This is a genomic window from Halobacterium zhouii (genome assembly GCF_021249405.1).
GTDB classification, from domain to species: domain Archaea; phylum Halobacteriota; class Halobacteria; order Halobacteriales; family Halobacteriaceae; genus Halobacterium; species Halobacterium zhouii.
Genome location: NZ_CP089593.1, coordinates 1,060,664 through 1,080,642, shown reverse-complemented (window position 1 = coordinate 1,080,642; position 19,979 = coordinate 1,060,664). Strand labels below are relative to the sequence as shown.

Annotated in this window: 23 protein-coding genes; 9 read left to right on the top strand and 14 right to left on the bottom strand. The window is 65.6% G+C overall.

Features of this window, described 5'->3' with window-relative positions; genetic code table 11:
• Positions 1 to 28: 28 nt before the first annotated feature.
• On the bottom strand, positions 29 to 1,864 hold the full coding sequence (locus tag LT970_RS05560; protein ID WP_232688475.1) for a glycoside hydrolase family 15 protein: 1,836 nt from the start codon (positions 1,862 to 1,864) through the stop codon (positions 29 to 31).
• Positions 1,865 to 2,045: 181 nt separating this feature from the next.
• Between LT970_RS05560 and LT970_RS05555 the strand changes: the two genes are divergently transcribed.
• On the top strand, positions 2,046 to 2,288 hold the full coding sequence (locus LT970_RS05555) for a DUF8593 domain-containing protein (RefSeq protein ID WP_232688474.1): 243 nt from the start codon (positions 2,046 to 2,048) through the stop codon (positions 2,286 to 2,288).
• Between the two features lie 100 nt (positions 2,289 to 2,388).
• The gene (locus tag LT970_RS05550) at positions 2,389 to 2,880 is read left to right on the top strand and encodes a DUF892 family protein (RefSeq protein WP_232688473.1); all 492 of its coding nucleotides are present in this window, start codon (positions 2,389 to 2,391) and stop codon (positions 2,878 to 2,880) included.
• 67 nt (positions 2,881 to 2,947) lie between these two features.
• Here LT970_RS05550 and LT970_RS05545 read toward each other — a convergent pair whose 3' ends face one another.
• On the bottom strand, positions 2,948 to 3,250 hold the full coding sequence (locus tag LT970_RS05545) for a hypothetical protein (RefSeq protein WP_232688472.1): 303 nt from the start codon (positions 3,248 to 3,250) through the stop codon (positions 2,948 to 2,950).
• A 355-nt stretch (positions 3,251 to 3,605) separates the two neighbouring features.
• Here LT970_RS05545 and LT970_RS05540 point away from each other — a divergent pair, with 355 nt between their 5' ends.
• On the top strand, positions 3,606 to 4,322 hold the full coding sequence (locus LT970_RS05540) for a DUF7405 family protein (protein WP_232688471.1): 717 nt from the start codon (positions 3,606 to 3,608) through the stop codon (positions 4,320 to 4,322).
• On the opposite strand, the gene LT970_RS05535 is transcribed toward LT970_RS05540, so the two are convergent.
• The 4 genes from LT970_RS05535 to LT970_RS05520 all read right to left on the bottom strand — a co-directional run bounded on the left by LT970_RS05535 (position 4,310) and on the right by LT970_RS05520 (position 8,229).
• Entirely contained in the window at positions 4,310 to 4,774 is a 465-nt protein-coding gene (locus LT970_RS05535; RefSeq protein ID WP_232688470.1) for a cupin domain-containing protein, read from the bottom strand. The genes LT970_RS05540 and LT970_RS05535 overlap by 13 nt on opposite strands.
• Before the next feature lie 38 nt (positions 4,775 to 4,812).
• Positions 4,813 to 5,724, bottom strand: a complete 912-nt coding sequence (locus tag LT970_RS05530; RefSeq protein WP_232688469.1) for a phosphoribosyltransferase HisG-related protein — start codon at positions 5,722 to 5,724, stop codon at positions 4,813 to 4,815.
• Between the two features lie 109 nt (positions 5,725 to 5,833).
• On the bottom strand, positions 5,834 to 7,234 hold the full coding sequence (locus LT970_RS05525) for a hypothetical protein (RefSeq protein WP_232688468.1): 1,401 nt from the start codon (positions 7,232 to 7,234) through the stop codon (positions 5,834 to 5,836).
• A gap of 149 nt (positions 7,235 to 7,383) precedes the next feature.
• The gene (locus LT970_RS05520) at positions 7,384 to 8,229 is read right to left on the bottom strand and encodes an MBL fold metallo-hydrolase (protein WP_232688467.1); all 846 of its coding nucleotides are present in this window, start codon (positions 8,227 to 8,229) and stop codon (positions 7,384 to 7,386) included.
• A gap of 105 nt (positions 8,230 to 8,334) precedes the next feature.
• Here LT970_RS05520 and LT970_RS05515 point away from each other — a divergent pair, with 105 nt between their 5' ends.
• Complete coding sequence (locus LT970_RS05515; RefSeq protein ID WP_232688466.1) at positions 8,335 to 8,976, top strand: helix-turn-helix domain-containing protein; 642 nt, start codon at positions 8,335 to 8,337, stop codon at positions 8,974 to 8,976.
• 81 nt (positions 8,977 to 9,057) lie between these two features.
• On the opposite strand, the gene LT970_RS05510 is transcribed toward LT970_RS05515, so the two are convergent.
• Genes LT970_RS05510 through LT970_RS05490 form a run of 5 tightly spaced genes read right to left on the bottom strand, consistent with a single transcriptional unit; the run spans position 9,058 to position 13,493 of the window.
• A complete protein-coding gene (locus LT970_RS05510) occupies positions 9,058 to 9,456 on the bottom strand; it encodes a YlbF/YmcA family competence regulator (RefSeq protein WP_232688465.1) in 399 nt (132 codons plus the stop codon).
• Positions 9,457 to 9,514: 58 nt separating this feature from the next.
• Entirely contained in the window at positions 9,515 to 10,324 is an 810-nt protein-coding gene (locus LT970_RS05505) for an ABC transporter permease (RefSeq protein WP_232688464.1), read from the bottom strand.
• Positions 10,317 to 11,225, bottom strand: coding sequence for an ABC transporter permease (locus LT970_RS05500; RefSeq protein ID WP_232688463.1), 909 nt, complete (start codon positions 11,223 to 11,225; stop codon positions 10,317 to 10,319). The genes LT970_RS05505 and LT970_RS05500 overlap by 8 nt, the downstream gene beginning before the upstream one ends.
• Entirely contained in the window at positions 11,222 to 12,358 is a 1,137-nt protein-coding gene (locus LT970_RS05495; RefSeq protein ID WP_232688462.1) for an ABC transporter ATP-binding protein, read from the bottom strand. Before LT970_RS05495 ends, LT970_RS05500 begins: the two co-directional genes overlap by 4 nt.
• A 4-nt stretch (positions 12,359 to 12,362) precedes the next feature.
• Complete coding sequence (locus LT970_RS05490) at positions 12,363 to 13,493, bottom strand: ABC transporter substrate-binding protein (RefSeq protein WP_232688461.1); 1,131 nt, start codon at positions 13,491 to 13,493, stop codon at positions 12,363 to 12,365.
• Between the two features lie 289 nt (positions 13,494 to 13,782).
• On the opposite strand from LT970_RS05490, the gene dph2 reads away from it, so the two are divergent.
• From dph2 to LT970_RS05475, 3 genes are all read left to right on the top strand, one after another.
• The gene (dph2, locus tag LT970_RS05485) at positions 13,783 to 14,820 is read left to right on the top strand and encodes a diphthamide biosynthesis enzyme Dph2 (protein WP_232688460.1); all 1,038 of its coding nucleotides are present in this window, start codon (positions 13,783 to 13,785) and stop codon (positions 14,818 to 14,820) included.
• 170 nt (positions 14,821 to 14,990) lie between these two features.
• Positions 14,991 to 15,386 (top strand): DUF7961 family protein, encoded by a 396-nt coding sequence (locus LT970_RS05480; protein ID WP_232688459.1) that lies wholly within the window; start codon positions 14,991 to 14,993, stop codon positions 15,384 to 15,386.
• 53 nt (positions 15,387 to 15,439) lie between these two features.
• Entirely contained in the window at positions 15,440 to 16,051 is a 612-nt protein-coding gene (locus LT970_RS05475; protein ID WP_232688458.1) for an METTL5 family protein, read from the top strand.
• Positions 16,052 to 16,070: 19 nt separating this feature from the next.
• Here the strand turns inward: LT970_RS05475 and LT970_RS05470 are convergent, their stop codons facing one another.
• Positions 16,071 to 17,843, bottom strand: a complete 1,773-nt coding sequence (locus tag LT970_RS05470; protein WP_232688457.1) for a rhomboid family intramembrane serine protease — start codon at positions 17,841 to 17,843, stop codon at positions 16,071 to 16,073.
• Positions 17,844 to 18,017: 174 nt separating this feature from the next.
• Between LT970_RS05470 and LT970_RS05465 the strand changes: the two genes are divergently transcribed.
• Positions 18,018 to 18,302 carry a DNA-directed RNA polymerase subunit L gene (locus tag LT970_RS05465; RefSeq protein WP_232688456.1) on the top strand — a complete coding sequence of 95 codons (285 nt, stop codon included), beginning with the start codon at positions 18,018 to 18,020 and terminating at the stop codon, positions 18,300 to 18,302.
• Between the two features lie 19 nt (positions 18,303 to 18,321).
• On the opposite strand, the gene LT970_RS05460 is transcribed toward LT970_RS05465, so the two are convergent.
• On the bottom strand, positions 18,322 to 18,726 hold the full coding sequence (locus LT970_RS05460) for a hypothetical protein (RefSeq protein WP_232688455.1): 405 nt from the start codon (positions 18,724 to 18,726) through the stop codon (positions 18,322 to 18,324).
• A 94-nt stretch (positions 18,727 to 18,820) separates the two neighbouring features.
• Positions 18,821 to 19,630 carry an imidazole glycerol phosphate synthase subunit HisF gene (hisF, locus tag LT970_RS05455; RefSeq protein WP_232688454.1) on the bottom strand — a complete coding sequence of 270 codons (810 nt, stop codon included), beginning with the start codon at positions 19,628 to 19,630 and terminating at the stop codon, positions 18,821 to 18,823.
• Between the two features lie 123 nt (positions 19,631 to 19,753).
• On the opposite strand from hisF, the gene LT970_RS05450 reads away from it, so the two are divergent.
• A complete protein-coding gene (locus tag LT970_RS05450; RefSeq protein WP_232688453.1) occupies positions 19,754 to 19,969 on the top strand; it encodes a DUF7550 family protein in 216 nt (71 codons plus the stop codon).
• Positions 19,970 to 19,979: the final 10 nt, after the last annotated feature.

Genomic DNA, 19,979 nt, shown 5'->3' with positions numbered 1-19,979 from the left:
AGAACTGTCCGGACCCCCGACCGGTCGGTTACCAGGTGGGGTTCGCGTCAGGGGACGGGCTGTTCGGCTCCGAAGTGTGCAAGTAGAGCGCGCACTGGATGAGGCCGATGTGGCTGAACGCCTGCGGGAAGTTCCCTCGGTGCTCGCCGGTCTCCGGGTCGAGTTCCTCCGCGAACAGGCCGACGGGGGAGACGTACTCCAGGACGTTCTCGTAGATCTCGTGGGCTTCCTCGTGACGTTCCGCGAGCAACAGGCTCTGCACGAGCCAGAACGAACACAGCACGAAGGGGTTCTCGTGTCCCGGCACTCCGTCGTCACCGAAGTACCGGTACACCAGTCCCTCGTCGGTCGCGAGTCGGTCCTGGATGACGTCGATGGTGCTCAGAATGCGGGGGTCGTCCGGCGGGAGGAACTCGAGGATGGACATCCTGAGCGCCGACGCGTCGAGTTCTGTCGAGTCGAACGCGCGAACGAACGCGCCGAGTTCCTCGTCGTAGCCGCGGTCGAGTATCGTCTGTTTGATCTCCTCGCGGACCTGCCTCCAGTGGTCGAGCGGAGCGTCGAATCCGCCGGTGGTGGCCATCCTGATGCCGCGGTCGATAGCTACCCAACACATCACCTTCGAGTGAACGAAGTGACGCGAGCCGCTGCGGACCTCCCAGATTCCCTTGTCGGGTTCCCGCCAGATCTCACAGACGAACTCCACGATGTCCCAGACGGTCTGCCACAGTCGCTCTGTGATGGTCTCCTGGTACCGCAGCATCTCGTAGATGGCGAGCACGAGTTCCCCGTAGACGTCGGTCTGGCGCTGTTTGGACGCGGCGTTGCCGATGCGAACCGGCGCGGATTGACGGTATCCCTCGAGGTGGAAGAGCGTCTGCTCCTCGGTGTCCATATCGCCGTGTAACCCGTAGAGCGGCTGGTAGAACGGGTCTGTGTCTCCCTTCGGATCTCCCTTGTACATGATGTTCCGGCACCACTCGACGAACCCGCGGGCCTCCTCCCGACAGCCCATCCTGGCGAGCGAGCGGATGGTGAGCGCGGAGTCCCGGATCCAGCTGAATCGGTAGTCCCAGTTCCGCACCCCGCCGATGACCTCCGGAAGGGACGTGGTCGGCGCGGCGGCGATCGCCCCCGTCGGCTGGTGGATGAGCAGTTTCAGGAGCAACAGCGACCGGACCGCCTCCCCAGACCACTCGCCGGCCTGCTCGGTCTCCCACTTGCAGCGACGGACCCAGCTCTGCCAGTAACCGACGGTGTCCTCGAACAGTTCCTCGTAGGCCGGCAGGTCGAGTTCCGGCTGCCCGTACTGGAGGAGGTACCACGCCGATTCGCCCGCCTCGAGGGAGTCGGTGGTGTGAGCGGAGTCGCTGTCGGTGTCGACGGACAGCGACCCGTGGAGGTTGAGTTGCTCGGCGTTCCCGCGTGCTACGACGCCGTACTCGGTGGGTTCGAGGACCGTATTAGCGCGTGCGTAGTCGAATCGGGGACGGAACTCGACGTCGAGTTTGACCGACCCGCTCGTGCAGGTGACCCTTCGAACGAGGGAGGGACTGATGAGGCTCGTCGTGGATTGGGCCCTTGCCACCGGCATGAAATCCGTGAGGACCGCTTCGCCGTCGGCTGTCGAGAACCTGGTTTCGAGGACGTTCGTCTGGTCGACGTACTGCTGTTCTGATTCGAATGAGTCGCGTGGTTGGATGCTGAAGTGGCCGCCGTCGGTGTCGTCTAGGATCGCCGCGAAGACGCTCGTCGACTCGAGATGCGGGAGGCAAAACCAGTCGATGGACCCGTTCGCTCCGACGAGCGCACACGTTTCGAGGTTCCCGATGACGCCGTAGTTCTCTATCGGCGAGTACCCCATGACGGTCTGTACGGTCGGTGCGTCTATAACTACGGTGGCGGTCGCCGACCGTGGCGACGAACTACGACACGACGAGACAGACGACACACCGGGACGCGCTTACGGTGACCGAAGTACGTGGGTGGGTTCTGGTGTGGACTCCGGAACAGTGTCTTTGTGCCGGGCTGTCGACAGTTGTGTTATGGACCCTGTCTCATTCGACGACGAGGACGTGGGAAAGACGGTTGTGAACGACGACGGCGAGGAGATTGGACTGGTCGTCGAGATCCGTCACGGAACAGCGTACGTCGAGCCGGATCCGGACGGATTCGACAAAGTGAAATCCAAGTTGGGTTGGGAGGACACGGACGAGGAGGCCTACCCCCTCCAGGATGGACAGGTGGCGCTGATGACCGAGGACGAGATCCATCTCGGGGAGCTGTAATCGACCATTACGCCCGGGCGTCGGTCGTAACCCTGGGCTACACTGCGAAACGTAGTTCCTTCTTAAGGATGCCGGCGTGGAAGGTGTTACCTGGACGATCATGCCTGTCAACACACTCGAGGAGTTGTTCGAGCACGAACTCCAAGACATCTACTTCGCGGAGCACGAACTGCTCGACGTTCTCGAGGAGCTCGCCGAACAGACGGAGGACGAGGAGATCGCACAGGCGTTCCGCGACCACCGCGAGGAGACCGAGCACCACGTCGAGCGCGTCGAACAGGTGTTCGACATGATCGGGGAACCGCCCGAGGAGGCCGAGTGCAAAGGAATCGAGGGGCTGGTCGAGGAACACGACCAGTTCATGAATCGGAGTCCGGACCAGGCTATCGCAGACGTCTACAATCTCACCGCGGCCCAGAAGACCGAACATTACGAGATCGCCGCGTACGGCAATCTGGCGCTGCTGGCGGACCGACTGGGGATGGACGAGGCTGGCGACCTCCTCCACGAGAATCTGGAGGAGGAAGAGGACGCACTCGATACGTTGGCGACGCTGACCGAAGAGCACGACTACGCCCAACTGATGGACTGACGGGGCACTTTGTCACACGCGTCCAGCGACAGGATGCCCATCCTCTGACTGCAAGAGAGAGACTGCGCTAGTCTGCGTTCTGGGGTGCCGAACGCGGCGCTGAGGTCGTTTCGGTGGCGGTTCGGTCGTTGTACGGGTGGGGCGAGCGGAGGAACGCGACGAGACTCCACATCACGCCTGTCAACAGCGACCCAGCGGCAGAGAAGTGCATTCCGAGCGTGAAGAACGTCGTTCCGTACACGATGCCGATGGTGGCTGAGGGAAGCGTCGTTCCGAGGGGGACGTTCGCCATGGAGTCCCGGAGCGTCGGGACCAACACGAACAGTGAGAACACACTACCGGCCAGGAAGACGAGGTCCTGCCACATCATCTCTCACTCTTCGTCATGGCGGCGTTTAGGGGTGCTATTCTGTTCACAAAACTGGGTAACCGACGGCTACAGAAAGGTGTTACTATCCTACATCCGACATATGGATAACCAATACGTAAGTACTCGGTATGATGCGTGATGGCGCGTAACGACGGGTGGCGGCGTCGTCCTGAATCGTCCGATCAAACACAGTACTGACACAAACACCAAACCCGCTCGGTGCTAAGCAAGAGCAACCGCATGCCGCCCACGGACCTCCCCCGTCGCGACGTGCTCAAACTCGCGGTTTCGGTCGGAACTGCGAGCGCACTCAGCGCGTGCGTCGACAGAAGCCCCGACAGCGACGCTCCAGGCGGTGGTCCCGGGGGCGACCCCAGAACGCCAGCACGCGTGGCACGACCACGTCCGCACCGACGACCACGACAACGCGAAACTTCCCAGACACCAGGTCCTACTCTACGCCTCTCTCGGCGGCGACGAACCGCCGACCGACAGCCAACGCGACGCCGTCGAGGCAGCGCTCTCCACACTCGACGACGCGTACGAGTGGAGTAACGACGGATTACTCCACTCTATCGCGTACTCCCCGGCGTACTTCCGGCGATTCGACGCGTCACTCCCGGACGACCTCGACCTTCCGGATCCGGAACCGCTCTCTCCGTTCGAAGACCCCACGTTCGACACGCAGGACGCACTGGTCCACCTGGCGAGCGACCGCGGAGACGTCGTCCTGAAAGCCGAGCACGCGCTCACCACGTACCCCATCGAACGACCGTCGCACGAACACGTCGCCGTGCTCTCGTTCGTCGGGGAGTCGACCGACGGCGAAGGGCGATACGAAGGCGTCACGAAGGGAAAGATTCTCGATTTTGGCGCACACGAAGAACTGCCATTCGTGGCGGAGTCAGACGCCGAGACGCGGAAGGGGCTGTACCGCCGACTCGACTCGCGGGTCCTCTCACCGCTCCTGGAACGAGAGTACGTCGCGGTGTCGACGGTCGGCCGGGAGAAGTACGTCTCGCTCACCGGACAGGGCGAGAACGTCCTGCGCGCGTTCGACTACCTGCTGTAGCGGCCCGTCTCCGCGCGACAGCTTCGACAGGTGGGAACGGCGTCACCGTTCTCCCACTCGATTCTGTGGGGCGTCCGCTTGCCGCAGTCCGGGCACGCTCGCTTGAGTTCCACCTCGCCACCGTCCCGTGGAGCGCCGATAGCGAGCACCGCCGCTCGCTCGTCGCCGCGGTTGAATCCGCGCTGGAACTCGCCCGGCCCGAAGCACACGAGTTCGCCCGCTGCGACGCGTTCCCGGCCGTCCTCTGTGTCGAACGTCACGACTCCCTCGGTGACACAGAACACCTCCTCCTGGGTTTCGTGGGCGTGGTAGCAGAAGCCGAGGCTGTCGCCGGGCGTGAGTTCGTAGTGGTTCAACGCGATGTCGGTGAGTCCGAGTGCGTCGGTGAGTGGGCGGAACACGTCGGCAGCGCTCACGGCGGTAGGCTGGTCTTCGAGGGCGGCGTGACGCATACCGGCGAGGACGCCGACACCCGGGAAGAAGCTGTCGTCTACTGCATCGGAATCGCTGTCTCCTCGGTGCTCGCGAGCGCGCGCTCGACGGCCTCGACCGCGTCGCCGCCGGCCTCGCACTGGTTTTCCATCAGCACCGTCTCGCTCGGGAACAGTCGCTCGCCGAGTTCGAGGCCGTGGTCGCGCGCGGTCGATCCCGTGACCGTGAGGTAGACGCCGACGCCCGTCTCCGCGACCGCCGCCTCCTCCTCAGTCTCGCTGTCCGGGTCGGGGTAGACGAACTCCACGCCCTCCGTGGCGTCGGTCCCGAGGACGGCCTCGACGAGGCGCTCGTAGCGCGGACTGATACAGAGGTCGCCCTCGAACTGCGAGACGAACTCCCGGCTGAGTTCGTCCGTCGGGCCACCGCGGACAGCTTCTTGAGTCCCCATCAGCGTGTGGTAGACCGTATCGCCGAGGCCGGAGACGACGCGAACGTCCGTGTCGTGGGGGTCGATGCGGTCGTTCAGGTCCGCGATGGCGGTGAGTGGTTCAGGGCGCAACTGGACGACCTCCTCCAGGACGAGGTCCGCGCTGTCGAACCCGAGCGCGAACTCGTGTGTGCGCAGCGCGCGGAACGGCTCCTCGCGCCCGACCAGTTGGACCGGCGTTCCGTCCACGTCGAGGGTCAGCGAGTCGAAGACGACGCGCCGGGGTTTGCCCGCGCGTGCGTCCCGGAGGAGCGTGAAGTCGGGTCGATGTGGCTCCGCCGGGTCGCTGTACTCCGCGAGGCGCTCGTAGACGCCCTGCTCGGGGACCTGTTCGCCCTTCGTCACCGCCTTCTCGTAGCGGAGCGTCGACGCGACGTCGTCGGCCACGTTCGTCGCGTCCGCCCGCTCCGCGAAGCGGTCGAGAACGGCCTCCAGGGGCCGCCCCTTCCGCGGAACGGCGACGCGAACCGGCGCTGTCATTGTCCGTGGAAGTCGGTGCGCGTCAAAAACGGTTGTGATTGCGGCGGCACGAACCGGCCGCCGCCGGCCGATACTCGGACGCTACGCGCCGGTGCCCGGGGCTCGGACGTTACGCGCCGAAGACGTCCGAGAGCTGGTCGCGCCACTCCTCCATCGCCTCGACGTCGTCCTCGATGGCCTCGACGTCCGACTCGAGTTCCTCGACGTCCATCGAGAGGTCCTCGGCGCCCGCGACGCGCTCGTCGAGCGCGTCGAGGTCACCGGCGAGTCGCTCGACGTCCTCGCGAAGGGCCGAGACCGCTTCGAGGTCGGACTCGAGGTCCTCGACCTGCTGGCGGAGGTCTGCACGCTCGGCGTCGGCATCCGCGACCTCGGTTTCGACGTCCGCGACGTCACCCTCGACGCTCGAAACGTCGTCCTGCACGGCAGCGACGTCAGATTCGAGGGTTTCGAGGTCGGACTCGAAGTCCGCGAGCACGTCCTGTGCGGTGCCGTTCTCGTCGATGAACGCCTTCAGGGCGTCCGTGTACGACTCCATCTCGGAGACGCGGCTCTGGAGGTGCTCGATCTCGGTCTGCGTGCTCTTGGGCACGCCGCCGAAGGCCTCCTGGAGGGTCGCCAGATCCTCGTCGCTCACGCGGTCCTCGCGCACGGCGTCGGCCAGCGCACCGACGATGTCGCTCGCGTCGAAGCTGTCCGGTACTTCTCCCGTCGAAGCGCCAGCACTGGCGTCGGTGTCAGAACCGGCGCTCGTGTCGACATCCAGACTCGCGTCGTCGTCCAGTCCGGCGTCGATAGGGTCAGAGTCGGAGACCGGTTCCGTGTCGTCCACCGTCACGGAGTCCTCGTCGTCCGTGGTCCCGCCGGCGCCGATGCCGTCGACGTCCTCCGCGGAGAGGCCGGGTTCGGCAGTCGCGTCCGCGTTCGCGGTCTCGTCGTCGGCGTCATCCTCTGTAGGGGCGTCGTCGGCGACGCCGAGTTTCTCCTCGGCGCTGCCGAGAATCTCGGCGTCGTCACCCTCGAGCGCCTCGACCGACTCGTCGGCGTCGAGGTCGGCCTCGATCTCCTCGTCGTCCTCCAGACCGGGAACGGTGTCGCGCTCACCGCCCGCGAGTTCCCGCACGACAGATGTCGACTCTGGTGGGACGACGTCGTCGATGTCTTCGCCCGCGACCTCGACGGTCGGTGCGGAGAGGAACGGCGTCTCGTCCTGGTCTGCCTCCATCCGGACGCCGTACACCGTCGTGAACGACTCGCCGGCGTCGATCTCGCGCTCGAAGCGGACGACGCCGTCGCCGTCCGCCGTCCAGTGCTCGCTCCCGTACTCCGGGTGGAACCCGATCTGGTCGATGCCGAACTCGTCGGGAATTTCGTCGACGATAGCGAACTCGGCCGAATCGTCCAGCGACGACGACACCTCGAAAGCGACCGCTGGAACCGGGAAGTCCTCGGCGTTGAAGAACTTACTCACGGTGACGCCGTCGGTCTCGACGACTGTCTCGTCACTCACCGAAACCACCCCAGATGCGTTGGTCGTGCATACCAGCATCTACACAGAGAGTGACTTAAATTGTCCGCCGTGCGCCCCGATGCTTATTCGCCTGTCACGCCTCTGGCGGGGTTCCTGACAGGCCTATGATGACTTATCCATCGCCCATATCATGAACTGTCCGTCACGTTCACCCTGTCGCCGATCTCGACGAGTTCCAGGCGCTCGGGGTGTTCGTAACTCCGCGCGTGGTGGACGAGCGATTTCGGGTCCGTGGTCATCCCCTTCCACATGTCCCAGTGGGAGGGGAGAAAGCGGTCGAACTGGAGGTCGCTGGCGGCCTGTACGACCTGGTTCTCGTCGTTGTACCACCGCGTGCGCGAGGGCTCCCTGGTCTGTTTGTCCGGAATGTTCCCGACCGCGCCGAACGCGAGGATGCCGAGGTCGACGTCGTACCGCTCGCCCAGCGTCGCGAACTCCTCGGTCGGTTTCGTGTCGCCGCCGTGGAACACCGTGCCGGCGTCGTGCTCGAACACGTAGGAGACGGGGTGGGAGGCGTCCGGGTCGTGAGCGACCTCGACGTGGACAGTGAACTCGCCGACGTCGAACGTGTCGCCCTCTGCGACCTCGTTGTACTGGTCCGGGGTGACCGCGTAGCGGTCGTGCCACTCCTCGTCCTCGCGCGCGACGGTCACCGAGTCGTCCGGCGCGTAGAAGTCCGCGCCCGTGTTCGCGAGAATCGGCGCCTGACTCGGGCCGTGAACGTGGTCGGTGTGCTCGTGCGTCGCGAACACGGCGTCCGCCGCCTCGACGTCCCGGGGGTTGAACGGCACCGGAATCATCCGGACCGTGCGCGGCGGGTCGCCGGTACCAAGGTAGGGGTCGACGAACAGCGTCGTCCCTCCGGACCCTTTCAACACGAACCCGTTGCAGCCGAGATACCAGACCGCCACGCCGTCCGGCGACGCGTCGGCGACCGCCGTCGGCAGCCAGTCGCCCCAGTCCGAGTGTACCATGTTCGGCGCGTGGACCGCCGCCCGCGTAAGCGTTCCGGGGTCGTCTGCGCGGGATGCCGCCCTCACAGAGAACGTTTTTCACCGCTGGAGGGGTACTGCGACGTGATGAGTGTCATCGCAGCGTTCTCGCTCACCTCCCCGCGCATGGTGCTGTACGACGCGATGACGACGAATCCCGACGTCAGGATCGACGTCGAATCCGTCGACGGTCTCCCGGACGGGAACCCCGTGACGGTGATGTGGGCGGAGGACGGCGACCTGTCGGCCTTCGACGCCGCCCTCCGCGAGGACCCGACGGTCGAGAACGTCGCCCGACTGGAGTCGTTCCCCGAGCGGAATCTCTACAAATACCGCGTCTCCGACCGCGCGGAAGTGTCTCTTTACCCTCGGTGGATGGAACTCGGCGGCGCAGAACTCGACATGGAGGCCTCGAACGGCGAGTGGACCCAGCGCGTCAGGTTCCCCACGCGGGCGGCGCTGCGGGAGTTCCGGTCGATCTGCGACGACCACGACGTCACGTTCACGCTCCACCGCATGTACAACGACTCCGAGTCCGCGAACCCGCACCCGCTCACCGACGCCCAGCAGCAGGCCCTCTCTGTGGCGTTCGACCGCGGGTACTTCCGGGTGCCCCGCGAGGGCTCTCTCGAGGAGATAGCCGACGAACTCGGCGTCTCACAGCAGGCGGCTTCCGAGAGACTGCGGCGAGCGACGCACAACCTGGCCGCCGACGTCGTCGAGAACTAGCGCTGGCGTGAGTAGCGACGGGAACGAACGCCAGCGGTGACGGCGATACGACGGCGAGAACGAGTGGAATCGTTGCGCGGTTCAGTCCTGACAGCAGGCGCCCGATTCACCGACGAAGTCGACGGCGAGTTCCTCGGAGATGGTGTCGTTGAGTGCCTCGAAGCGGTCCTGGAGGGCGTCCTGGGCCTCCAGATACTCCGCCATCACGGGGTGCTCGTGGAGGTGGTTCTGGGCCTCCTGGAGGGTCTGGACGTCCTCCTGGGTGGCGTCGCCGGTCTGGCGCGCGAGCATGAACTCCTGGCGGAGGGACTCGAACTCGTCGATGCGGTCCTGGACCTCCTCGTTCGTCTCGACGGCGGCCTTCGTCTCCTCGAACGCCTCGTACTCGGGCAGGTCGCGGATGGCCTCGCCGAGCTGGCGTGCGAGGTCGTCGGCCTCTGTATCTGGGGCGCTCGCGGTAGAGTCTGAGTCGACGCTCATCGAGTCACCGTTGGTGCTGTCACCCTTTAGGCCTGCCGGAAGGGGTGTTCGCGCCGGCTCAGAGCTGTTCGGCCAGCCACTCGATGTTCATCAGCGTGGTCGCGATCAACACCCCGAGGACGGACGCGCCGACGAGGAACGTGGACACCACGCTCACTATCGGCGTGAGCGACGACTGGAGTGACTGCCAGGCGAGCACTGGCACTGTCTTCACGGTGAAGCTCTTGAGGAACAGCGCCATGATGAACTCCTGGAGGCTCACGATGAACGCCACCACGCCGGAGATGATGACGCCGCTCCGGACGTTCGGCAAGACGACGTGGTAGAACACGCGACCCGGGGACGCACCGAGGTCCATGCCGGCGTCGCGCAGACTCCAGTCGAACCGGGCGAACACCGACTGCATGATGAAGAACACGAGCGGCGTCGCCCACAGCGTGTGCGCGACGATGATGTTCAGGTAGGCGTTCATGAAGCCGATGCTGTTGAAGTAGATGAGCAGCGTCAGCCCGATGACCACCGGCGGGAGGAGGAGCGGAAGGAGGATGATGGGCGGCAGAATGCGCGCCAGCACCGAGTCCGAGCGCTGCACGGCGAGCGAGCCCGTGACGCCGAGCGTGGTGGCGAGGACGGACGCGCCGACGCCGATGATGATGCTGTCGCGAACCGCACTCAACCACTTGCTACTGGAGAAGAACTGGGTGTACCACTGCAGGCTGAACTCGCTCGGTGGGAACGTGAGGTACTGGCCCTGCTGGAAGGATGTGACGAACACGACCACGATGGGCAACATTGCGACCGCGAACACCAGCCAGTAGCCAGCGCGGAACAGCGCGTCTTCGGCGCGCTCGCGGGTCACCCTAGACATTCTGGACACCTCCGATGGATCCGGTGAGGAGTCGCATCACGGCGAGGGACACCACGAGCATCCCGCCGAGCATCAGGAGGCTGAACGCGGCGCCGGTCGGGTAGTCGAACTGCGTGAGCATCAGGCTCTCTATCTCCATCGCGAACGTCGTCTGCTGGCCGGACCCCAACTGGGATGGCGCGGCGTACGCGCCGACGCTCCACGCGAACGACATGACGGTTGCGACCGCGATGCCGGGGAGTACCTCGGGGACGACGACCTCGAAGAACGACCGCGGCCGTGACGCGCCGAGGTCGCGGGCGGCCTCGACGGTGTCCCAGTCCATCGTCGTCAGCACGCTGTAGATGGCGAGCACGGCGTACGGGAAGACGATGTACACCTGGCCGACGAGCGTCCCGACGATGCCCGGAGCGAACGATATCGGGGTTCCGATGACGCCCAGTCCGAGCAGGATGTCGTTCAGCACGCCGTTGGGTGCGAGAAGTGGCCGCCACGCGTACGTCTTCACGACGAGCGTCGTCAACAGAGGGAGAATGACCGAGAACAGCAACACGGACTGTCGGAATCCCTCCGCTTGGTACGCGGCGTACGCGTAGAACAGCGCGAGCCCCACGGCGAGGACCGTCGCGACGACGCCGAGTTTGAACGAGAAGATGATGAGCTGGTGGTAGAGGCTGGATTCGAGGACGGCGCGGTAGCCCTCGAGCGTGAACGCGGACGCGTAGAATCCCGGGTCGACGTTCGCGTTCAGGCTCATCCGAACGAGGATGAGGAACGGAATCAGGAAGAACACGAGCTCGAACGCCGCGAGCGGGGCCACCAGGAAGATGTTCCGGGAGCCACGGCTCTTGATCTTCTCTCCGAACCACTCGAACGCGGAGTCTCCGAAGAGACCACTCACTCGGAACCACCCCCGCCGACACGGTCACCCGCCGAGAAGACGAGGAGGTCGTCGGGGTCCCAGGACACACTGACGCTGTCCCCGACCTCGAACTCGGTGTCGGCGCCGACGCTCTGCTCGAAGAACACGCCGGCGTCGCCGATTTCGACGTAGAACCGGACCGACGACCCGCGGTAGAGGACGTCCGTGATGGTCCCCTCGAGGGAGGTCGTGATCTCGTCGCTCACGTCGCTGGCGGTGCGCTGACCGCCGTCCGCGACCACGTGGTCGACGGTGAGTTCCTCGGGGCGGAACGAGATGGTGAGCGGGTCACCGGGTCCGACTTCGCCCGGCGCCGTCGGCACTTCGATGTCCGTTTCGAACTCGGTTTCTGCGACGACGCCGCCGTCGATGGTCGCCTGGACGGTCGCGTCAACGAGATTGGTGTCGCCGAGGAACTCCTCGACGAAGAGGCTCACCGGGTTGTCGTACACCTCTCGGGGCGGGCCGACCTGCTCGATCTCGCCGTCGTTCATGATGCCGATGCGGTCGGCGAGCGTGAACGCCTCGTTCTGGTCGTGCGTGACGTGGACGAACGTCGTCTCGACCTCCTCGTGGATGTTCCGCAATTCGAGTTGCATCTGCTCGCGGAGTCGCTTGTCGAGGTTCGACAGCGGTTCGTCGAGCAGGAGGACCGAGGGTTCGATGGCGAGCGAGCGCGCGAGCGCGACGCGCTGTTTCTGCCCGCCGGAGAGGTCCACGGGGTCGCTGTCCGCGAACTCACTCATCTCGACGACCGACAGCATCTCGCGGGCGCTCTCGCGTCGTTCCTCGGCGCCGACGCCAGCCATCTTCAGGCCGAACGCGACGTTCTCGAGCACCGACTTGTGGGGGAATAGCGCCCACGACTGGAACACCATCGAGGTGTCGCGGTCGTACGGTGGCTGGTCGGTGACGCGCTCCTCGCCGATGTGAACGTCGCCCCCGCTCGGCGACTCGAGGCCGCCGAGCATCCGGAGGGTCGTCGACTTGCCGCAACCGGAGGGGCCGAGCAGGCAGAGGAGTTCGCCGTCCCTGACGTCGAGGTCGAGGTCGTCGACGGCGGTCAAGTCTCCGTACTGCTTGGTCAAGTCGTCGAGTGTGACAGATGCCATCTGACTACTGGGTCTTCATCCGCTTGAACTTCGTAGAGAACTTGTCGGAGTACGGTGCCACCTGCTCCCACTGCGGGATGGACATCTTCTTCGCCTCCTCCTCGTTGGTCGGCAGGTAGTTGCTGAGGTCACCCGCGTACTCCATCTCCTTGGTGGTGAAGAACAGCGGATGTTCCTCCGACCACTTGCTCTGGACCTCGGGGTCGAGGAGCATGTTGATGAACTTCTCGCCGAGCGTGCGCTTGTCGGTGCCCCGGACGACCGCCCAGTTGTCCATGTAGCCGGCGTTCGTCTCCGGCATCGCGAAGGAGATGTCCTCGTGCTTGTCGATGTCGTAGTACACCTGGCCGAAGTACCACTGCGCGGCGTCGATGATGCCGTTCCGGAACTGCTGCCAGACGTCGGTCCCCGAGGACGCCCAGCCCGTGATCGGCCACTGCTCGATGGTGTTGATGAGTTCCTCGTGGTCGGCCTTCTGATAGAGTTCCTGCGCGCCGGGCGCGGCGTCCGTACCGACGGCCGCGCTGAGCAGCGGGTAGATCCAGAACCCGGAGTCGACGCCCACGCCGTTGGACTGTTTGACGAAGTCACTGGTGAAGTCGCTCCAGGTGTCCACCGGCTTCTCGAGGGAGTTGTTGTAGAGGATTGTGAGGGGCGCTCCGTCCACGGGAGCGCCGTGGGAGATAGGACGAATGTCCTTGTAGTGTTGCATGACGCCCTCGATGTTCGGGATGTTCTCGTCGTAGCGGAGCGGTTCGAAGAGCCCCTGCTTCCGGCCGTTGTAGTAGATGGGTTCGACCGTCACGGTGACGTCGAACGGCGGGTTGTCCGGTGGTGAGGACTTGATCTTCGCGAGCAGGGAGTTCCACCCGGAGTTGAGCTGGAGGGTGGCGTCGAAGCGGGACTCGAAGATGGGCTTGATCGCCTTCTCGAAGCGCTCTGCGTAGTTCCCACTCCAGACGGTCACGCGGAGGACGTCCCCGCCGCCTGCACCGCCGAGGATGCCCGTACAGCCGGCGAGTGAACTCGCGGCTGCGGTACCTGTCGCGCCAATGAAGGCGCGGCGTGTCGATGCGGAATGACCCGTATCACCTGATACGCTCGCGTCGCTCTCGCGTCGAGTGTTATCGGACACACCCCGCATAAACGACAAGCCACGGATAAGCGTTACCCACCATGACCGCCTTGTTGAAAGTTGTTCACGAGGAAATGTGGCGATTTGCGCCGATTCCTCGGTGCGCGTATCCCTCGCCCGACACTCCGAGGTGGATTCGCAGGGAGCGGACGGCGCCAATGGTCGAGTCCGCGTGGAACGCGGAGGCGCACCTGAGGGAGACCTACGAGCGTGTCTCCACGACGGCTGAGGGTTCGTCGTGGCCGCGGAACCGCCGAGGTTAAACGAACGAGGTGAGTGTGAATACACAATGAGCCAAGAGGAGACGCGTTCGGACGGGGACCTCCGGAACACGGGTCTATCCCTGAAGCGAGACCGGACGTGGGACTACGAACTCGACCGCATCGTTGACGCCGTCGAGGAGCGCGACGCCGAGAAGGTCGGCCTGCAGTTCCCGGAGGGTCTGAAGCGGCGCGCGCCCGCCGTGGCAGACGACCTCCGCGAGTTGCTGCCCGAGGACGTGCGCGTACTCATCTCGGGACAGCCGTGTTACGGCGCCTGCGACCTCGACACGTACATGATGCGCCGGACGGACGTGTTCGTCCACTTCGGCCACTCCCCGATGAAGGACTCCGAGAAGATCATCTACGTGCCGCTGTTCTCGAACGTGGACGTCGAGCCCATCATGGAGGAGTCCATGGAGGAACTCGAGGTCGGGGACGTGGGCCTGGTAACGACCGCCCAGCACATGAACCGCTTCGAGGAGATGCGGGAGTGGCTGGAGGAGCGGGGCTTCGACGTGCACACGCGTCGTGGAGACGACCGCCTCACCAACGAGGGGCAGGTGCTGGGCTGTAACTACGCGAGCGCGGACATCGACGCCGACCAGGTGCTGTACGTCGGCGGCGGGAAGTTCCACCCGCTCGGACTCGCGATGGAACACCCAGAGAAACACGTCGTCATCGCGGACCCCGTGAACAACGCTGTCTCGGTCGCGGACACCGAGAAGTTCCTCAAGCAGCGCTACGCGTCGGTCCACAAGGCGATGGACGCCGAGAAGTGGGGCGTCATCTTCTGCACGAAGATCGGGCAGGGGCGCTGGGACCAGGCCAACGAGATCGTCGAGAACAACGACAACGCCTACCTCATCACGATGGACGAGGTCACCCCGGACCGCCTCCGGAACTTCGACATGGACGCGTTCGTGAACACGGGCTGTCCGCGCATCACGACCGACGACGGGCCGCAGTTCCACAAGCCGATGCTGACGCCCGGCGAGTACGAGATCGCGGTCGGCAACAAGCCACTCGAGGACCTCTCGTTCGACACGTTCCACGGCACCTGGTAGCCCTCGACCGCGTCCGGGCTGACTGAAATCGAATACTGCCGGCGACTCTTTTGCCGTTTCTCTCGGTGCACCCACAGTCGGAGCACTCGCTTCGTCATCACCACCCTCGCCCCTGTATTACCATTGTGCATCAGCAAAGGTTTTTGTATATCCACTGTGTATCCGTGTGTATGAGCACCACGCCGCACTCAGGGACGAACACCGCCGTCGAAGAGTGTCGCCCGACCGACGCAACGCCCGTCTCCATCGACGCAGAGTCTATCGCCGACGCAACGCGCGAGGACCTCCGCACGTTCGCACGTGACCTCACAGCAGAGGGCTACGTGCCCGCCGAAGTCGCCGCCACGGCGTGCTTCTCGGAGGACTGCTCGCTCGCCACCCAGGAGGAGGCCGACCGACTCCGCGACCTCGTGAACGCCGCCGCGTTCCTCGGCGCGAACCGGCTCACCGTCACCGTCGACGACGTCACGTCCCCGGAGAAAGTCCGCCCGGCCATCGACGCCCTGCGCGAACGCGCCGACCGCGAAGGTGTCGCACTCGACGTCGACGGTCTGTCACTGGACTGACCAGCCGCTCCGCCGAGCACAGCCTTCTTCGCGCCTCGACTCCTTCTCCCCGCATGAAGCGCGCGCTCGAACAACAACTCGCCGCAGTCGAGGGGTTCCGGGACCCGAGTGTGGCTCTCGAGCAGTACCCCACGCCCGCGGACGTCGCGGCCCACCTGCTCCACCTCGCGACCCTCCACGACGACGTCGCGGGCCGCGTGGTTGCGGACCTCGGTGCGGGAACCGGCGTGCTCGCGCTCGGCGCGGCAACCTGTGAACCCGAACGCGTCGTCGGCGTCGAGCGCGATTCCGACGCGCTCACCGTTGCACAAGAGAACGAGCGCGCTATCGACCCCGACGTGGCAGTCGACTGGATCCGAGGGGACGCCACGCGACCGCCGTTCGCAGACGTGGACACGGTCGTCATGAACCCGCCGTTCGGCGCGCAACGCGGCAACCGCCACGCGGACCGCGGGTTCCTGGCCACCGCGAGCGAACTCGCGTCGGTCTCGTACTCGATACACAACGCGGGAAGCCGCGAGTTCGTGGAGTCCTTCGCGGCCGACGCCGGCGGCGAGGTTACGCACGCGTTCGCCGCCGAGTTCGACGTCGACCACCAGTTCGACTTCCACGAGCGCGAGCGCGAGACCCTCGACGTGGAAGTGTTCAGAGTCGAGTGGGCGTGACGGCGCTCCAGGGGCCCGACTACTGGTACTGTTCCTCGTGGGCGATCGTGACTCTGGTGTCGCCGTTTACGACGACGACCCGCGACCCGTTCCGGACGAATGTGAGGCCGGCAGCAGTCACCGTCTCGTTCTGTGCGGGTATGCCGACGCTCGAGAGGACCGAGCCGTTCCGCAAGACTCGGAGGCCGAACGCGCCCTCGCGTGCGTCCACGCGGACGCTGCGTCCCGCGACGACCGGGTCGGCGGTGGCACTCTGCGAGGCGAACACGGGCCGTAAATCCCCGTTCTCAGGTTCGACGTAGACGTTGTAGACGGGGTGTGCTCCGGTCGGCACCCAGCCGCGGCGGTGCACCCAGACCGTCTCCTCCCATCCGAGGCCGCCGACGGTCACCGCGTGGTCGCCCCAGAACGCGAGCGCGCCCGCTGATACCCGCTCGGCCCAGATGTTCCGGTCGGGGTTGGCGACGACCACCCCGCTCGCGGAGACGTTCGTCACCTGCTCGAAGTACGGCACGTCGACCGCTCCGACGCGTTCGTTCGTGACGTCCTCGGCGTACGTGACTCGGTAGTCCCGGATCTCGACGGGGTCGCCGGGAAGCCCGGCGTCCTGAACGGTCGTGAGGTTCACGGGAACGGCGACCAGTGACATCGTGAGAATCGGCAACAGGAGCAACGAGAACGCGACCCGTCGCGTAGTGAGGTCGCTCACCAGGGTTCGGTCGCCGGCCCGCACGACCGCCGCGAGCAGCGCCGCGACGCCGGCGACGAGGAGAACGCCGACAGCCCGGTAGAGGACGTACTGGGTGCTCACTCCGTACCACCAGACCGCCCAGAGCGACAACGAGGTGAGGAGTACGAGCCCCCCGAACCAGACGCGTGCGCCGGACGGCCGGTTCCCGCGGCGCGCGACGAGCGCGCCGGCGAGCAGTGCGCCGAGGAGGAAGCCGAACAGGTGGCCCTGCACGGCGATGCCTGCCCACCACGGCGCGCCGAACGACGGCGACGGGTTCGCGTAGACGATCGGGTTCTGGAGCGTCTCCAAGAGCACGGAGACGACGCTGCGAGCGGTGACCGCGACCACCGTGGCCAGCGGGTAGCGGACGAGCGCGAACCCGGCGAACGCGTACACGACGCCCGAGAACCCGATTGTCGCACCCCACGCGAAGACGCCGGAGAGGAGGGCCACGGCGAGAACGCCCAGGGGGAACAGAACGAACGCCCGGACGTAGGGGTTCGTCCGCCACGACCCGAACGATGAATTCCCGCGTCCAGTGGGGTAGTGCGAGAAGGCGTACTCGGCGAGTGGCGCGAACGCGAGCGTGCCGATGACGTTCCCCGTGAGGTGGCCGAGGCCGGCGTGCGCGAACGGCGCGGTGAGCACGCCCAGCGGGTAGTAGTACGACCACGAGACGAACGGCACGACGAGCGGAGAGGTGAGCCCCCGGAATCCGAACTGGACGTAGACGTAGAACGCGACGACGAACGCGGTGACGAGCGCCGTCCCCCAGGGCACGCCGAACAGGAGTCGGGAGCGGACGCGCCGGACGAACGCTCGTCCCTCTCCAGTCGCGAGCGCGGCAGCAGTCGCGGCGCCGACGACGAGCACCGGAGCGTACGCGAGCACGTCGTAGATGGAGACGAATCCCGCGAACAGTGCGGCGACCAGGCCGAGTAACGCAGCGAGCGGCGTGCCAACTGAGAGGAGCGCGGGTCGTCGGAGGCGCGGGACGGCTGCCGCGACGGCGAGCGTGGCTCCCGCGACCGCGAGAACGACCAGCGACGAAGACGACATACTCCGGGCTTGGACGGGGAGTAGTTAAATCGTGACCACCTCGTCTCGCGAATCGACAACAGTCTTACGTGCTTAACGCGGCCCCGTGACTGGCTTGCTTGGGCGCGGTCGGCACTTTACGCACGAAACCCCCGCTTCGAAACGTTGAAACACTGGACCGTCGAAATTCCGGGCATGGATCTGCGGGTCATCGAGAAGGGCGAGACGGAGCTCACCATCGAGATCGCCGGTGAAGACCACACGTTCATGAACGTGCTCAAGGGATCACTGCTCGAGACGGACGGCGTGACGGCCGCGTCCTACGACATGAACCCCGAGCAGTCGGGTGGGCAGACGGAGCCACTGGTCACTATCAAGACTGACGAGGAGACCGACCCCATCGACGCGCTCGAGAGCGCGGCCGAGTTCACGGGGGAGAAACTCCGGGACTTCGGAAGCACGTTCGAGTCGGCGGCCTGACCGAGAACAACCTCGCGACTCAGCCGAGAACGACGTCGAGGTGGAACGTCCGCCCCGCGAACGCGAACGCGCTGTCCTCGCCACCGAGCGCGTCGACGTGCTCGCGCAGGGCGACGCGGCGCGCCGACTGTGTCTGAACGCGTACGCTCTCGACTCCGCTGCCGAAGTACGCGATAGCGTTCTGTATCTCCGGCATCGAGAGCACATCGGTCGAGGATAGTGGCGTCGCCGACTCGTCGTCGTCGTCAGCGGTCAACACGAGGTACGTGGGCGTGACGCCGCCCGTCGCGTGCGTCAGCGTGAGGAAACGTGCTGACCCGCACTCGACGGCGTCGACGACCGACCGGCCGGGGGGAAGCGGCCCGTCGGGGCGGCAGTCGGCCAGGGGCGGGCCGTCCGAACCGGGTGAGCCGAGGTGTGACATGAACACACAGTAATATACTGATGGTATAAGTAATTCGGCTTTCCGGTAGTCATCTCAACAGGAGTTCTGTCGCCTCGGCGAGGGCCCAGTTGCCTCAGCGGCGGACCGGGACCCCAGCGTCGTCGAGATACGCCTTCGCCTCTGCGACTGTGTACTCTCCCGAGTGGAAGATGGACGCAGCGAGCGCAGCGTCCGCGCCGGCGTCGAACGCGTCGACCATGTCCTGGGGGCCGCCACAGCCCGACGACGCGATGACCGGCGTGGAGACGCTGTCACAGACCGCGCGCGTGAGCGGGAGGTCGTACCCTTCTCGCGTGCCGTCGGCGTCGATGGAGTTCACGAACAACTCGCCCGCTCCACGGGATTCCGCTTCGGCCGCCCACTCGACGACGTCGAGCCCCGTGCCCTCGCGTCCGCCCTTGACCGTGCACTCGAACCAGCAGGACTCACCGTCGACCTGCGCGTAGTACTCGCCGCGCTCGTCGAAGCGCCGCTTCGCGTCCACGCTGATGACGATACACTGGCTGCCGAACGCCCGCGCGCCCTCGTTCACGAGCCGCGGGTTGGCGATGGCGCCCGAGTTGATAGACACCTTGTCCGCGCCCGCACGCAACGTCTCCTTGATGTCCTCGGTGTCCCGGATTCCGCCACCGACCGTGAGCGGAATGAACACCTCGTCGGCAACTCGGGATACCGTGTCGAGCATCGTCTCGCGGCCCTCCGCGCTCGCCGTGATGTCGAGGAAGACGAACTCGTCCGCGCCCGCGTCGTTGTACCGCCGAGCCATCTCCACGGGGTCGCCGGTGTACTCGAGATTCTCGAAGTTCACGCCCGTGTAGACGGCGGGGTTGCCGTCCTCGTCGACGTCCACGTCGATGCAGGGCACGACGCGCTTCGTGAGCATGCGCGTGCTTGGTGCGAGTCGCGAATAGGGGTTTCGTCTGTCCGGTCGCTCGCTGCAACCGCTGGCTAACTTCGGCGGGGCTGCTCCGGTACTGCAAAGTAGACCCCGGACGAACCGCCGCGCATGACCGCAGACCACGACGACGCAGCGACCGAACACGAAGCGAGTCACAGCGACGCACCAGGCACGGACCACGACCCCGACGCCCACGAGGGCGGCGAACGTCGACAGCGCGTCACCTCGCCGATGCAGGACTACACGGTCGGAAACGTGTTCACCGGACTGGCCGTGCTCGTCGTCGGTGCCGCCATCGCGTACGCACTGCCGTTTTTCGTCTGAGACGGCGGCT

What these genes read in the sequence shown, in the direction of transcription:
- LT970_RS05560 (WP_232688475.1), bottom strand. Translation starts at nt 1,864, where the DNA reads ATGGGGTACTCGCCGATAGAGAACTACGGCGTCATCGGGAACCTCGAA.
- LT970_RS05555 (WP_232688474.1), top strand. Translation starts at nt 2,046, where the DNA reads ATGGACCCTGTCTCATTCGACGACGAGGACGTGGGAAAGACGGTTGTG.
- LT970_RS05550 (WP_232688473.1), top strand. Translation starts at nt 2,389, where the DNA reads ATGCCTGTCAACACACTCGAGGAGTTGTTCGAGCACGAACTCCAAGAC.
- LT970_RS05545 (WP_232688472.1), bottom strand. Translation starts at nt 3,250, where the DNA reads ATGATGTGGCAGGACCTCGTCTTCCTGGCCGGTAGTGTGTTCTCACTG.
- LT970_RS05535 (WP_232688470.1), bottom strand. Translation starts at nt 4,774, where the DNA reads ATGCGTCACGCCGCCCTCGAAGACCAGCCTACCGCCGTGAGCGCTGCC.
- LT970_RS05530 (WP_232688469.1), bottom strand. Translation starts at nt 5,724, where the DNA reads ATGACAGCGCCGGTTCGCGTCGCCGTTCCGCGGAAGGGGCGGCCCCTG.
- LT970_RS05520 (WP_232688467.1), bottom strand. Translation starts at nt 8,229, where the DNA reads ATGGTACACTCGGACTGGGGCGACTGGCTGCCGACGGCGGTCGCCGAC.
- LT970_RS05515 (WP_232688466.1), top strand. Translation starts at nt 8,335, where the DNA reads ATGAGTGTCATCGCAGCGTTCTCGCTCACCTCCCCGCGCATGGTGCTG.
- LT970_RS05510 (WP_232688465.1), bottom strand. Translation starts at nt 9,456, where the DNA reads ATGAGCGTCGACTCAGACTCTACCGCGAGCGCCCCAGATACAGAGGCC.
- LT970_RS05505 (WP_232688464.1), bottom strand. Translation starts at nt 10,324, where the DNA reads ATGTCTAGGGTGACCCGCGAGCGCGCCGAAGACGCGCTGTTCCGCGCT.
- LT970_RS05495 (WP_232688462.1), bottom strand. Translation starts at nt 12,358, where the DNA reads ATGGCATCTGTCACACTCGACGACTTGACCAAGCAGTACGGAGACTTG.
- dph2 (WP_232688460.1), top strand. Translation starts at nt 13,783, where the DNA reads ATGAGCCAAGAGGAGACGCGTTCGGACGGGGACCTCCGGAACACGGGT.
- LT970_RS05480 (WP_232688459.1), top strand. Translation starts at nt 14,991, where the DNA reads ATGAGCACCACGCCGCACTCAGGGACGAACACCGCCGTCGAAGAGTGT.
- LT970_RS05475 (WP_232688458.1), top strand. Translation starts at nt 15,440, where the DNA reads ATGAAGCGCGCGCTCGAACAACAACTCGCCGCAGTCGAGGGGTTCCGG.
- LT970_RS05470 (WP_232688457.1), bottom strand. Translation starts at nt 17,843, where the DNA reads ATGTCGTCTTCGTCGCTGGTCGTTCTCGCGGTCGCGGGAGCCACGCTC.
- LT970_RS05465 (WP_232688456.1), top strand. Translation starts at nt 18,018, where the DNA reads ATGGATCTGCGGGTCATCGAGAAGGGCGAGACGGAGCTCACCATCGAG.
- LT970_RS05460 (WP_232688455.1), bottom strand. Translation starts at nt 18,726, where the DNA reads ATGTCACACCTCGGCTCACCCGGTTCGGACGGCCCGCCCCTGGCCGAC.
- hisF (WP_232688454.1), bottom strand. Translation starts at nt 19,630, where the DNA reads ATGCTCACGAAGCGCGTCGTGCCCTGCATCGACGTGGACGTCGACGAG.
- LT970_RS05450 (WP_232688453.1), top strand. Translation starts at nt 19,754, where the DNA reads ATGACCGCAGACCACGACGACGCAGCGACCGAACACGAAGCGAGTCAC.